Annotated in this window: 12 protein-coding genes and 3 pseudogenes; 13 read left to right on the top strand and 2 right to left on the bottom strand. The window is 34.9% G+C overall.

What is annotated here, in order from left to right; genetic code table 11:
* Positions 1-154 precede the first annotated feature (154 nt).
* A pseudogene (locus ACEWFJ_RS14910) lies at positions 155-741 on the top strand (SCO family protein).
* A gap of 26 nt (positions 742-767) precedes the next feature.
* On the opposite strand, the gene ACEWFJ_RS14905 reads toward ACEWFJ_RS14910, so the two are convergent.
* On the bottom strand, positions 768-1226 hold the full coding sequence (locus ACEWFJ_RS14905; RefSeq protein WP_253629405.1) for an Hsp20/alpha crystallin family protein: 459 nt from the start codon (positions 1224-1226) through the stop codon (positions 768-770).
* Positions 1227-1448: 222 nt separating this feature from the next.
* Between ACEWFJ_RS14905 and asnB the strand changes: the two genes are divergently transcribed.
* From asnB to ACEWFJ_RS14865, 8 genes and pseudogenes are all read left to right on the top strand, one after another.
* Complete coding sequence (gene asnB / locus ACEWFJ_RS14900; protein ID WP_429709899.1) at positions 1449-3350, top strand: asparagine synthase (glutamine-hydrolyzing); 1902 nt, start codon at positions 1449-1451, stop codon at positions 3348-3350.
* 97 nt (positions 3351-3447) lie between these two features.
* Positions 3448-3807, top strand: coding sequence for a GNAT family N-acetyltransferase (locus ACEWFJ_RS14895; RefSeq protein ID WP_473689075.1), 360 nt, complete (start codon positions 3448-3450; stop codon positions 3805-3807).
* Positions 3808-3823: 16 nt separating this feature from the next.
* The gene (locus tag ACEWFJ_RS14890) at positions 3824-4312 is read left to right on the top strand and encodes a GNAT family N-acetyltransferase (protein ID WP_253629408.1); all 489 of its coding nucleotides are present in this window, start codon (positions 3824-3826) and stop codon (positions 4310-4312) included.
* 18 nt (positions 4313-4330) lie between these two features.
* Positions 4331-4660 carry a hypothetical protein gene (locus tag ACEWFJ_RS14885; RefSeq protein WP_473692528.1) on the top strand — a complete coding sequence of 110 codons (330 nt, stop codon included), beginning with the start codon at positions 4331-4333 and terminating at the stop codon, positions 4658-4660.
* A 721-nt stretch (positions 4661-5381) separates the two neighbouring features.
* On the top strand, positions 5382-6251 hold the full coding sequence (dat, locus tag ACEWFJ_RS14880; protein ID WP_473689074.1) for a D-amino-acid transaminase: 870 nt from the start codon (positions 5382-5384) through the stop codon (positions 6249-6251).
* 284 nt (positions 6252-6535) lie between these two features.
* Positions 6536-7182, top strand: a pseudogene (locus ACEWFJ_RS14875) (nitroreductase family protein).
* 292 nt (positions 7183-7474) lie between these two features.
* Positions 7475-7963 (top strand): hypothetical protein, encoded by a 489-nt coding sequence (locus ACEWFJ_RS14870; RefSeq protein ID WP_473689073.1) that lies wholly within the window; start codon positions 7475-7477, stop codon positions 7961-7963.
* Between the two features lie 230 nt (positions 7964-8193).
* Positions 8194-8742, top strand: coding sequence for a cysteine hydrolase family protein (locus ACEWFJ_RS14865; RefSeq protein WP_473689072.1), 549 nt, complete (start codon positions 8194-8196; stop codon positions 8740-8742).
* A 42-nt stretch (positions 8743-8784) separates the two neighbouring features.
* Here ACEWFJ_RS14865 and ACEWFJ_RS14860 read toward each other — a convergent pair whose 3' ends face one another.
* Positions 8785-9375 (bottom strand): class I SAM-dependent methyltransferase, encoded by a 591-nt coding sequence (locus ACEWFJ_RS14860; protein ID WP_473692526.1) that lies wholly within the window; start codon positions 9373-9375, stop codon positions 8785-8787.
* A gap of 243 nt (positions 9376-9618) precedes the next feature.
* On the opposite strand from ACEWFJ_RS14860, the pseudogene ACEWFJ_RS14855 reads away from it, so the two are divergent.
* From ACEWFJ_RS14855 to ACEWFJ_RS14840, 4 genes and pseudogenes are all read left to right on the top strand, one after another.
* Positions 9619-10736, top strand: a pseudogene (locus ACEWFJ_RS14855) (GAF domain-containing sensor histidine kinase).
* Between the two features lie 12 nt (positions 10737-10748).
* Positions 10749-11384 (top strand): response regulator, encoded by a 636-nt coding sequence (locus ACEWFJ_RS14850; RefSeq protein WP_473689071.1) that lies wholly within the window; start codon positions 10749-10751, stop codon positions 11382-11384.
* 163 nt (positions 11385-11547) lie between these two features.
* On the top strand, positions 11548-12084 hold the full coding sequence (locus tag ACEWFJ_RS14845; RefSeq protein ID WP_473689070.1) for an NADPH-dependent FMN reductase: 537 nt from the start codon (positions 11548-11550) through the stop codon (positions 12082-12084).
* 1 nt (position 12085) lies between these two features.
* Positions 12086-13315, top strand: a complete 1230-nt coding sequence (locus tag ACEWFJ_RS14840; RefSeq protein ID WP_473689069.1) for an MFS transporter — start codon at positions 12086-12088, stop codon at positions 13313-13315.
* Positions 13316-13380: the final 65 nt, after the last annotated feature.

Genomic DNA, 13380 nt, shown 5'->3' with positions numbered 1-13380 from the left:
TCCTGTAGTGTTTACCTTTGTTACAATAAAGTGAAACTTTCATTAGTAGGATTGTTCCGTATTGATGAAAATATCTTATAAATCGGACTCTTACTGTTCGTTAGCATAGGATAGAAGAAATGTTATATTTTGAAAGAGAGAAGGGTGTTCTAGAATGAAGAAATATCAAAAATGGATTGGTATTCTTACTGTTTTTGCTTACTAGTCTTAGCTGGATGCAGTTCAGGATCAAAACTCCGAGATCCATTAAATTGGGATGTTGAAAGTTTTCAATACATAAATCAAAATGGTGAAAAGTTTGGTACGAAAGATTTAAAAGGAAAAGTGTGGGTAGCGGATTTCGCATTTACACACTGTCAAACGGTATGCCCACCACTGACAGCTAATATGGCGAAATTACAAAGGTTGGCGAAAGAACAAAAACTAGATGTTCAATTTGTATCGTTCAGTGTTGATCCAGAGGTAGATAAGCCCGAAGATTTAAAAGCATTTGCACAAAAGTTCACAGATGATACGAAGAACTGGAATCTGCTAACAGGGTATACGCAAGATGACATTGAAAAGTTTGCAAAGAAAAACTTCCAAATGCTTGTTGACAAGCCTGACAATACAGATCAAGTTGTTCATGGGACATCATTTTATTTAGTAGATCAAAACGGGAAAGTCGTGAAGCAATATAGCGGAATTAAAAATACACCATATGAGGATATACTACGTGATATTAAGCGTTTAACACAGTAAAAAAGGATGCGAATGGGCATCCTTTTTTATTCAATCGATAAAATATCATGTTGCTGCGGAAGTTTTGGTGCACGAACTTCTAAAATGCCATCTTGATAAGAAGCTTTCGCTTGTTTTTTATTAATCGTATACGGTAGTTTAATCATGCGGGAAGCTTCTGACATTGCGCGTTCGCGGCGATAATAATTATGTGATTCTTTTATTTCTTCTCCTAAGACATCTTCTTTTACGGAAATTTTTAAGTATTCACCCTGTATTTCAATTTGAATCTGTTGTTTTTGAACACCAGGAAGTTCAGCTTTTATAACAAGGTCTTCTCCTACTTCAAATAAATCAACAGGAAATGTTAATAAACGATTTCCTTTTTGGAAAAAGTGATTCATATCTGCAATAACATCACGAAGCGGAGTTTGTTCGAAAAAGTCATCAATTTGCTTTAAGTAACTTCGAAATGGCGGACGTGAAGGCTTTTGTTCATCACTCATAATTTCCCCTCCTAAAGATAAATCTGAAATATCATATGACCGAAATGCCTAAATGTGAGTGTGGTTTTTTCAGTTACGTAAGAAATTGAAAGTTGATGAATGATAGGCTAAGAATAGGGGTGGTTTTTTGTACTTTTTGTCGCCATATTGTTATGATTGTGCTAGTATAAATAGGGTTAGTAGTATAGAAAAAGAATGAAAACCGAAAGAGGGTAAGAAAGTATGTGTGGTTTTGTAGGATGTTTATGTGAAAACCCTAGAGGGTTTTCGGCAGAAGAAAAACATCAATTTGAAAATATGAATACGATTATCTTTCACCGTGGTCCAGACGATGAAGGGTACTTCCGTGATGAACACGTACAATTTGGCTTCCGCCGTTTAAGTATTATTGACTTAGAGGCAGGACATCAGCCGTTAACGTATGAAAATGATCGTTATGTAATTATTTTTAATGGTGAAATTTATAACTATGTAGAGCTTCGCGAAATGCTTCTTGAAAAAGGTGCAACATTTGCGACACAATCTGATACAGAAGTAATCATTGCATTATATGCTCATATGAAAGAAAAATGTGTAGATTACCTTCGTGGTATGTTTGCATTTATGATTTGGGATCGCGAAGAGAAAAAACTTTTCGGTGCGCGTGATCATTTCGGTATTAAACCGCTTTACGTTGCGCAGCACGAGGATACAACATTCTTTGCATCTGAAAAGAAAAGTATCTTACATGTGATGGAAGATAAAGGGGTTAACCCAGCTTCTCTACAACATTACTTTACGTATCAATATGCTCCAGAGCCTGAAACATTAACAGTGGATATTAACAAAATTGAGCCAGGTCATTACTTTGTAAAAGAGCTTGGTAAAGAGATGGAAATTCGTCGTTATTGGCAACCATATTTCAATGCATCTGATGCGACAAAAGAAGAGCATATTCAAGCAATTCGTGACGTATTATACGATTCTGTGAAAATGCATATGCGCAGTGATGTGCCAGTAGGTTCATTCTTATCTGGTGGTATCGATTCATCGATTATCGCGTCTATTGCAAAAGAAATGAATCCAAATCTATTAACTTTCTCTGTTGGCTTTGATCGTCGTGGTTTTAGTGAGGTTGACGTAGCGAAAGAAACAGCAGAAAAATTAGGTGTAAAAAACTATAGCGTATTCGTAACACCGCAAGAATTTATGGATGAATTCCCCAAAATTATGTGGCATATGGATGATCCATTAGCGGATCCAGCAGCTGTACCATTGTACTTCGTTGCAAAAGAAGCGCGTAAACATGTAACAGTTGTTCTTTCTGGTGAAGGTTCAGACGAGCTGTTTGGCGGATATAACATTTATCGTGAGCCAAACTCTTTAAAAATGTTCTCTTACATCCCTAGCCCAGGAAAACGTGTGTTAAAAGCGTTAAGTGGTGCATTAAAAGAAGGGTTCAAAGGGAAAAGCTTCTTAGAGCGCGGATGCACACCGATCGAAGAGCGTTACTATGGAAATGCGAAAATTTTCCGTGAAGAAGAAAAAGCAGCACTTATGAAGCACTACAATGAAAGTGTTAATTACATGGATATTACGAAGCCATTGTATGATGATATTAAGAACTACGACGATGTAAGCAAAATGCAATACATTGATATGTTCACATGGCTGCGCGGCGACATTTTATTAAAAGCTGATAAAATGACAATGGCACATTCATTAGAACTTCGCGTACCATTTTTAGATAAAGAAGTATTTGATGTTGCATCTAAAATTCCAACAGAATTAAAAATTGCAAACGGTACAACAAAAGCAATTTTACGTGAAGCAGTACGCGGTATTGTACCGGATCACGTATTGGATCGTAAGAAGCTAGGCTTCCCAGTACCAATCCGTCACTGGTTAAAAGATGAAATGCATGATTGGGCTGTAAATATCATTAAAGAAAGCAAAACAGAGCATTTAATCGACAAGCAGTACGTATTAAACTTATTAGAAGCACATTGTGCAGATAAAGGCGATTACAGCCGTAAAATTTGGACAGTACTTGCATTTATGGTATGGCATCAAATTTTTGTTGAGCATAAATATGATACAAATGTGTTCCATGAAGAAACAAAGCGTGCTTATAGCTTAGTATAAATAGAAAACCTTAAGATAACATTGTTATCTTAAGGTTTTTTTCATAAATACTTGTCCTACTTGATACAATAATAATAAGAATGAAGGTGAAATAGTTATGTTAACGTTTGAAAAAGTGATAGATGAAACAAGGCTAGTAATAGATGAAATGTTTTTTTCTCATAATCTACCTGTTCAAGATGTAGTGTATTGTATAAAAGCAGACGATACATACGTAGGGATTATTGATTACACTTTGCAACAAAATAAAGCGATTTTATCTTATCTTCTCATTCATCATGATTATGAAGGATACGGATATGGAACAAATGCTTATTATACGTTTGAAGAAATCGTCAAAAGAGACGACGTGGAAGAGATTGAAATCACACTTATAGATAAGAATGAAAGGGTAAAAGCATTTTTTGAACAACTTGGCTTTCAACAAAATAATCATGTTTATATAAAGCAACTGTAATGGGGGAGACGAAGAAATGGAAATTCGCAGCGCAAATAGGGAAGATGTAAGAGCTATTTTACATATATATAATGATGCAATTGTACATACAACCGCTACATTTGATTTGCAAGAGAAATCATTAGCAGAAATGAATATGTGGTTTGATACACATAATGAAATGTATCCAATCATCGTTGCTGAAGAAGATGGTATCGTACTTGGGTATTGCTCTTTATCTCCATTTCGAGAAAAAGAGGCATATAAGCAAACAGTAGAAATTTCAGTTTATGTGGAAAAGCAGGCGCGCGGAAAAGGTATTGCGAAAAAATTGATAGAGCGCGTACTTCAATTAGCAGAGGAATTGAGGCATCATACTATTATTGCTGGGATTACAAAGGGGAATGACATAAGTGTGAAGCTGCATGAACAGATGGGATTTACATATGTAGGATGTTTTCGAGAAGTTGGCTATAAGTTTAATGAGTGGCAAGATGTGTTATTTTATCAGTACATTATAAAATAAGGTGGGAAGTGTATGGGAATGACGCTAGCGCTTATTGCAGTTCTAGGCTGTTTTTTATTTGCAGAGTTATTTCAATTACTTGTGAAAAATATATTGAACAAGAAGCGTACACCATATGAATGGCAATATTTCCCTTTGTTTTCAATATTGTTTCTTGCACTATATACTTTGCAAAAAGTCACTCTTTTTCCACCACCAATTGCAATTTTTTTGAAATTAGGCTTGCTATATAGCTGTATTGGTATGGGAATTCTATTCTGTCTATGTTGTATCAGATATGTTCACTATCAAACTTATATATTTATTTTAAATTGGTTGAAACGAGATGATAGGAACCGTCTTTCATAAGACGGTTTTTGTTTATCCCGCTATTTGCGGGCAGTAAGACTCCCACCTCAAAGTTGAGAGAAAAGCAAAGAAGGTAGGTGGGGGATGAAGAAACCTCCCCACTGATGGAAGTTTCACTTTATCTTAATTTCGTCAAATAAATCTTTAAAATGGGATGTATACTAAAAAACTAGGGTTCCTTGTATTTTACAGGGGCCCCTAGTTTTTGTGAGTAGAAAATTATACTTTTTCAATGTACAAAGAGGCTTTCCGTTATGATAATTGCTTGAGATAATAACGTCTTCTTTTATTCATTCGCAGTTTTTGGAGCTGTTTCCTGTGAAATCGCTGCTTCCAATTCTGACTATAAAAATGAATGGAACGTACAATTAAAGGCGAAAATGCCCCGCTGAAACTATTATATCCTTCGAGAAACCCCAAGCTAATCCCCCTTTTTAAGAGATAAAAACCGTGAGAATTAGATACATTAAACGGTTCGCGTCTAATATTTTATGTATATATATATGTTATGAGCAAGTCCTTTTGTAGATTGTGTTAGCATTTAAGGGAGAAGTAATTCACGTTACTGTAATTTTATCTTTTACAAATTAATTTTATAATTTTCTTAAGAATAACAATAAATGTAGAGAAGTTTTTTGTTGTATAAAAGAGTGAAAATTCTTTCTTTTTAAATAATTTAAGTTGTACAATGGAAGTACATATGAAGAGGAGGCGAGAGATTATGAAAAGTGTTCATAAAGATTGGATTTTATTTAATGGAAGCATCGTGAATACGAAAGAGAAAGAACCAATGATTTCATTAGAAGAGAGAGGATTACAGTTTGGGGATGGAGTATATGAAGTATTTCGTTTATATGATGGGAAGCCTCATTTATTAGATCTCCATTTAGATCGTTTCTTCCAATCTATGGAGGAAATTGAATTAGAACCACCATTTACAAAAGAAGAACTTATTTCTCAACTGCAGCAATTGATTGAGAAAAATCAATTTAAAGAAGATGGGAATGTATATATTCAAATTTCGAGAGGTGTACAACCTAGAAATCACTTGTTCGAATTAAATCTCCAACCTACATACTACGCAAATATCGTACCATTTCCGAGGCCAACTACTCTTATGGAAGATGGAATTAAAGTGACAGTAACGGAAGATATACGTTGGCACCGTTGTCATATTAAATCTCTCAATTTACTTCCTAATATCATGATTAAAAATAAAATTGCAAAAGAAGGCTATTATGAAGCAATTTTAGTTCGTAATGGTATTGTAACGGAAGGATGTCATTCTAATTTCTTTATTGTTAAAGATGGAACTCTTATTACACACCCTGCGAATCAATTTATTTTGTATGGAATTACACGTCATCACGTTATTTCCTTAGCAAAGCAGCTGAATATCCCTGTAGAAGAACGCCAATTTTCTCTTCAAGAAGTATATGAAGCGGAGGAGTGTTTTTTTACAGCTACACCTATTGAAATTGTACCAGTAACGCAAATTGGAGAAGATTGGTATCAAACGGAAGAACAACGAGTTATAAGAAAGTTGCAGGCGGCGTATAAAGAAAGTGTTTATACTGCTAACATAAAGTGAAACTTCCATCAGTGGGGGTTTCTTCATCCTCCACTGATGGAAAGCTCTCACCAATCGGGCTTTAACGGGCAGTTATCCCCCGCCTATCGTCTTTGCTTCTCTCTGAATCTTGAGGTGGGGGTCTTACTGCCCGTTAATGCGGGATACAATAAAAATGGTTTTTATTATGTGTTAAAAGTAAATAAATGCTTAAAAAGCTGGAACATGTCCAGCTTTTTTTGTTATATGATATAATCAGACAAGTAGGGATTTTGAAAACGTTATAAAAGGGGATTTGGAGTTATATGGATTATCAAGCATTCAAAGATATTATTCATGGGCGCCGTAGCGTTCGTAAATTTACAGAGCAAGATGTTTCTGTGGAGGACATTGAAGAAATCATCGATTGTGCGAGATATGCACCGAGTGATACAAATTCGCAAACGTGGGAATTTGTCGTTATCATGAATCGTGACAAAATCAAAGACATAGAAGAAATGACATGGAATGCATTACATAAACGAGCAGAAGAGGCTACAGAAAAGGAGAAGAAAAAGCAGCGAAGTTATTGACTCGTTCTTTTGGACCATATGCAACAGCTTTTTCAGATGCGCCTGTTTTAATCATTTGTTTAGCAACGCCATATCAGTCTAAGTTTCGTGAAAAGATTTTTGATCCGATTGATTTTGTTCCAGAGTCTATTTGGGAGGAAGAAGGAATTAAAAGCAGCTGTTTAGCTGCACAAAACTTAATGCTCGCAGCCCATGCTCGTGGTCTTGGTACATGTCCAATGACAGGACCGGTGTTATTAGCACAGGATGAGCTAAGAAGCTATTTACAAATTGAATCTGATAAACAAATTAATATGGTTATTTCGTTAGGCCATCCAAAGGATCAGCCGAAAAAGTTAGCTCGAAAAGAAGTAGCGGAAATTACGAAATTTATCAAATAAAGTAAGATTCCTATTAATAGAGATAAACGTTAAAATAATCTTAGTTGTAAGGACTAAGATTATTTTTCATGTAGAAATGAAGGAAATATATAATTAATAGGTTATAAAGAATGCTGAAAAGGATTTACTAAAAATTTCTTGGAAAAATAATGATGATAATAGAGGGATAAGTGTGGTACAGTTAGTTGTGTAAATAACATGCTTCGATTATGAAAGTGTTTCAAATAAATGTATATATTTAAAAATTATTTTTAGATAATAAATTAACATTAAGATACAGGGGGAATGGATTTTGAAAAAATTCATAATCACTGGATTATCTGTTATGTTGTTAGTGGGCTGCGGAGCAACAAAAGAAAAGAAAATGACGGAAGAAACACAACAAGAACAAACTGTTAATGCGCAGCAAGAAATCAAATATTCATTCCCAGAAGGAGTAACTTTAGTTGGTGAAGGAACAGTGAAAGTTATTACTCCGGATGGTACATCAGAAAATGGGAATGTGCCTGTAGTATTTATCAAAAAAGATACGATTATCCAAAAAGTGGAAATTGAACTTTCGAATTTCCAAGAGGATAAAGAAACATATGTATACGTTGATAAACAATTTGAAGAAAAGCATCAAGTAAGGAAAATAACACAAACGACAATTGCATTAAAAGAAGAGACACTACAACCAGGTGTTCATACCGTAACAGCAATCCAGTATGAAAATAATGATCCGAATGGAAAAGCAATCAAATTTGCTCAGGCGAAGTTTGAAAATAAACCAGCACAATAAGAAGAAATCTGCTCTAGGAGCAGGTTTCTTCTTATTGTTATCCCGCTACTTTTGAGCAGTAAGACTCTCACCGCAAGATTCAGAGAAAGCGAAGAAGATAGGTGAGGGATGAAAAACATTGATGGAAGTTTCACTTTATAGGGATTTTCATTACAAATGTCGAATATGTAATAAGGCGTCGTTATAACGCGTTTTCTATTGTTTACTGTGAAACGAAAGGAAGAGAAAAGATGAAACGAGCACTTATTAATATTGATTATACATATGATTTCGTAGCGAAAGATGGGGCCCTAACGTGTGGAAAACCAGCGCAAGTTATAGAAGAGCAGCTTGTAGAAATAACGAAGCAGCATATTGAAACTGGGGATTATGTTGTGTTCGCCATCGATAAACATGTAGAAAATGATTCTTATCATCCAGAGGCTAGATTATTTCCACCGCATAATATAGCGGGTACAAAAGGAAGAGGCTTATACGGTGAATTGCAAAATGTATATGAAAAATACAAAGATGATGAAAATGTATACTACATGGATAAAACAAGGTACAGCGCTTTTGCTGGAACGGACTTAGAAATCAAATTGCGAGAAAGAGGGATACAAGAAGTGCATCTTGTTGGTGTTTGTACGGATATTTGTGTGTTACATACAGCAGTGGATGCTTATAACAAAGGATTTCGTATCGTAGTATACGAAAAAGCAGTTGCCTCATTTAATGAACAAGGGCACGAGTTTGCATTACAGCATTTTAAGTCTTGTTTAAATGCTGAAGTAAAGTAGGAAGAAAAAACCGCCAGAAGAATAGGGATTCTGGCGGTTTCTTTATTTTTTGGCAACTATACAAATTGATCCCCTATATTCATGAAATACCACACTGCTATATCCAGTTTCTGTTAGTAATTTTTCTATATCTTCTTTTGTTTTGAATTGTGTCATATGATAGTTTATTTTATAGAGTTCAGCCGTAATGACAAAATAGCCATTTGGTTTTAATACTCGAAATATTTCTTTTACATCACTTTCTAAATTTGGCCAAAAATAATGTGTTTGAAATGCAGTAATCATATCAAAAAAGTGATTTGAAAAAGGCATAGAAGATACGCTTGTTTTTTTTATAAGAACTTTCCCAAAATTCACATCTTCTTTATTCATTTTTATAGAGTTTTCTACTGCTTTTTCGGAATAATCTATACCGTATACTTTTCCGTACGGACTCATTTTAGAGAGAGTATGTACTGTTTTTCCTCCACCGCAGCCTATATCGAGTATTATCGCTCTCTCACTAATTTTAATTTTGCTTAAAGCCCATTTTGTCATATTCGTATGAGCCACATTCATGATACATAACATAGATGATCCGACAAAACCTTCTGGATTTTTAGCTTGTTTAATTAACTTGTTTAATAAACTCAATTCCCTCTCACCTTTCTTACTTTGTTTTAGCGTATAAAAAGTTTTCACTGATAGCAATTCCTCTGTATATCTTCCTTATATTTCCTTCTAATTCCTTTATATGAAAGAAAGATGTGATTTTTTAATTCTTATATTTATGAGTAGTAAAATCCTTTACTTCAAGATTTAATTGGTGATAGAAATTTCCCTCCATTTGTAGTATTTAGAATTTTCTTGATGTTATAATGGGAAATGGTGATGAACATGAATGAAAATGAAAAGCAAATGCATCGATTACAAGCGTTAAAAGAAATTGCCGAGTTATTAAATGAAGCGACTAATTTGCAGGAAATGTTAGAAAAGGTACTACATACGCTATTGCAAGTTATGAATTTACAAACAGGATGGATTTTTTTATTGATGAAAAAGGAACGCATCGAATGCTTGTTGATACAAATTTGCCACCAGCACTTACATGGGAAGAAAAGAAACCAATGTGTGAAGGAGATTGTTGGTGTATTGATCGATTTGTTGCTGGACGTTTGCAAAAAGCAACAAATATTATTGAATGTAAGCGAATAGAAGATGCGATTGAAAATAAATGGGGAGAAACAGAGAGTATTACTCATCATGCGACGATTCCGCTTCAAGCAGGAGAAGAAAAGTTTGGATTATTAAATGTTGCTTCTCCTCATAAAATGCACTTTACAGAAGAAGAATTAGCTTTATTAGAAGCCATTTCCTTTCAAATCGGGACAACAATTCAACGTATTAAACTGGTTGAGAAAGAACGAAAATATGTAGTCATTGCAGAAAGAAATCGATTAGCACGTGATTTACATGATTCTGTCAAACAACTTCTCTTTTCAATTATGTTAACAGCTAGAGGAACGATTGATATGACGAAAAATAAAGAACTACAAGAGATGTTGATGTATATAGGAGAGTTATCACAAGAGGCACTGCAAGAGATGACATTATTAATTTGGCAATTACGGCCTGAGGGTTTAGAAAAGGGTCTTGCTGAAGCGATTCAGAATTATGGGAATTTACTTGGTATCCATGTAACTATGCGAATTGATGGAGTTATTTCGATAAGCGATGAAATGGAAGAAATGCTATGGCGTATTAGCCAAGAGGCGCTCCATAATTGTAAAAAACACGCATCTTGCGAAAAAGTATTTGTACACTTAAAAATAGAAAACAATATGTTGAAGTTTCAGATTGAGGATGACGGAGTAGGATTTATGAAAGAAAAAGTAAGAGATTCTGCGCTTGGTTTGAAAAATATGCAGGAGCGTATTGAGTTAATGAAAGGAAAGTTTCATATTCAAACGAAACCTGGAGAAGGAACGAAACTGGGGATTCAATTACCCATTTGAAGGGGAAATTCATTGAAAATAAAACTATTACTTGTAGAGGACCATCATATTGTACGAAGAGGTCTTGTTTTCTTTTTAAAAACAAAAGAAGAATTTGATATTATTGGTGAAGTGGGAGATGGAGAAGAAGCGTTGCAATTTATTCAAAAAGAACGACCTGATATTGTATTAATGGATGTATCGATGCCGAAAATGGACGGAATCGAAGCGACGAAGCGTATGAAACAATATGATCCATCTATTAAAATACTTATGTTAAGCAGTTTTTCAGAACAAGATTATGTTCTTCCGGCACTCGAAGCAGGTGCAGATGGATATCAATTAAAAGAAGTACAACCGGATCAACTTGTAGCTTCAATTATTGCAGTTCATCAAGGAAATACTAATTTCCATCCGAAAGTAACCCCTGCTTTATTAGGACGCCCAGCAACAGTTGAGGTAAAGCAAGATAGTTTATCTATGTTAACGAAGCGGGAAAAAGAAGTGCTGCGAGAAATTGCCAAAGGGAGAAGTAATAAAGAAATTGCAGCAGAGCTACATATTACAGAACAAACCGTAAAAACGCATGTTTCAAATGTTCTTGCTAAATTAAATGTAGATGATCGAACGCAAGCGGCCCTGTATGCGGTAAAGCACGGTGTTGTATAGGAAGGATTAATTAAAATAAAACAGGAACTCATACGAAAGTATGAGTTCCTGTTTTATTTTTTCATACTATTTTCTCAATCGTTTTCCGTCTTTCTTACGGTTTATAAGAGGCAATTTTCTGATAATATAAATATAGAAATTCAAACAAGGGAGAGAAATAATCATGAAACTAGTTGTAATTAACGGTACACCACGTAAATCTGGTAAAACTCGCGTCATTGCAAGGCATATTGCGGAGGCTTATAAAGGAGAATTATATGATTTAGCTGTTGAGGCGCTTCCATTATATAACGGAGAAAATTCTCAATATGAATTACAAGCAGTAACAAAATTAAAGAAACTTGTAAAAGAAGCAGATGGTGTTGTACTATGCACACCTGAGTATCATAATGCGATGAGCGGTGCACTGAAAAATGCATTTGATTTTCTTGGAAGCAGCGAGTTTATGCATAAGCCGGTTGGACTTCTTGCAGTTGCAGGCGGCGGTAAAGGCGGTATAAACGCATTAAATAGTATGCGTATTGTTGCAAGAGGTGTGTATGCAAATGTCATTCCGAAACAAGTTGTTATTGATAGTCTTCATGTACAGAACGGAGAATTAGGTGAAGATGCAAAACCGCTGATTGCGGATTTATTAAAAGAATTGAGAGTATACATGAGCATCTTTCCAGAACTGAAAAAACAGTTAGGAGCTGATTAATATGTCATCTCTTTACCGTGATTCGCGGTTGTACTATATTCTTGGAGCCAATAGCTTATCTGCCATTGGCTCCGGCATTACGATGATTACGATTTCGTGGCTACTTGTAACGTCACCAGGTGGAAATACCATGTTTGGCTATATTTCGATTATATCCACACTTGTTATGTTTTTGTGTACACCGTTTATTGGACATTGTATTGATCGTTTTTCTCGTAAAACGCTACTCTTAGTGAATGAAACCATTGGAGCAATTGCTGTCGGTATTATGGTATGTTGGGGATTTACAGGTCATTCTTATGAAACAATACATTATATTGTGCTGTATATAACAGGTTCATTTTATTATTTAGTATTTTATCCGAACATTTTCGCCTTTAATCAAGAAGTGTTTGCATCGAAGCATTATAAATCATTAAGTGGAACGATGGAAATACAAGGACAATTGACACAAGTTATTGCTGGTGCGGTTGCCAGTTTTATGATTACAATTGTTGCTGTGAAATGGATTTTATTTATCAATATGTTAGCGTATGTAGGCGCATTTGTATTATTATCATTTATTCCTTATACAAGACGGAGTACAGAAAGCGGAAAACAACCATTCACAAAGCAAATTTTTGAAGGCGTTCATTTTATGAAGAAAAGAAAGAAATTATTTTGGTTTCTATTTGCGACATATATGCCGTTTATCGGTGTCATGATGATAAACTATTTAATGCCTGTGTACATTTCGGATGTGTTAAAGGAAAGTGGATCCGTATATGGTACGGAAGGAATGATGTACGGTATCGGTGCAATGCTTGCAGGAATTGGAATTCCAATTCTTATGAAATATGTAAAAACAGAAGTGTCAATTGTATTAACGATGTTCATTTATACAATTTCAATTACCGTAATGATTATAAAACCATCAGTCTTTTTACTATATGGTCTTGCTATTTTTATGGCGATGGGAAATGCCGGCACGCGTGTTGCACGCAATGTGCTCATGATGGAACAAGTTCCAAACGAAGTAATTGGCCGTGTGGATAGTCTATTTCGATTTGTTGGTACAGGTGTACGCGTTATTCTTCTTCTTGCTTTTACAACACTTGTGTCTCAAATTGGTGTTATGGTTCCGTTTTATGCACTGAGCATATTATTAATTGGCGCAGCGAGTATGGGATTTTTGTATGTGAAAGTGCAGCGACAAGAACGAGTTGATATTACCAATAAAACGGTTGTATAGTAGAAAATCTAATACACATCATATAGATGTAACATTCTAAAAAAGGTGTGAAATGATATGGGAAA

Source organism: Bacillus sp. EA-CB0995, from assembly GCF_055814245.1.
This window is presented reverse-complemented; position numbering and strand designations above follow the sequence as displayed.

Coding starts and splice junctions, on each gene's coding strand:
- ACEWFJ_RS14905 (WP_253629405.1), bottom strand. CDS start 1,226: ATGAGTGATGAACAAAAGCCTTCACGTCCGCCATTTCGAAGTTACTTA.
- asnB (WP_429709899.1), top strand. CDS start 1,449: ATGTGTGGTTTTGTAGGATGTTTATGTGAAAACCCTAGAGGGTTTTCG.
- ACEWFJ_RS14895 (WP_473689075.1), top strand. CDS start 3,448: ATGTTAACGTTTGAAAAAGTGATAGATGAAACAAGGCTAGTAATAGAT.
- ACEWFJ_RS14890 (WP_253629408.1), top strand. CDS start 3,824: ATGGAAATTCGCAGCGCAAATAGGGAAGATGTAAGAGCTATTTTACAT.
- ACEWFJ_RS14885 (WP_473692528.1), top strand. CDS start 4,331: ATGACGCTAGCGCTTATTGCAGTTCTAGGCTGTTTTTTATTTGCAGAG.
- dat (WP_473689074.1), top strand. CDS start 5,382: ATGAAAAGTGTTCATAAAGATTGGATTTTATTTAATGGAAGCATCGTG.
- ACEWFJ_RS14865 (WP_473689072.1), top strand. CDS start 8,194: ATGAAACGAGCACTTATTAATATTGATTATACATATGATTTCGTAGCG.
- ACEWFJ_RS14845 (WP_473689070.1), top strand. CDS start 11,548: ATGAAACTAGTTGTAATTAACGGTACACCACGTAAATCTGGTAAAACT.
- ACEWFJ_RS14840 (WP_473689069.1), top strand. CDS start 12,086: ATGTCATCTCTTTACCGTGATTCGCGGTTGTACTATATTCTTGGAGCC.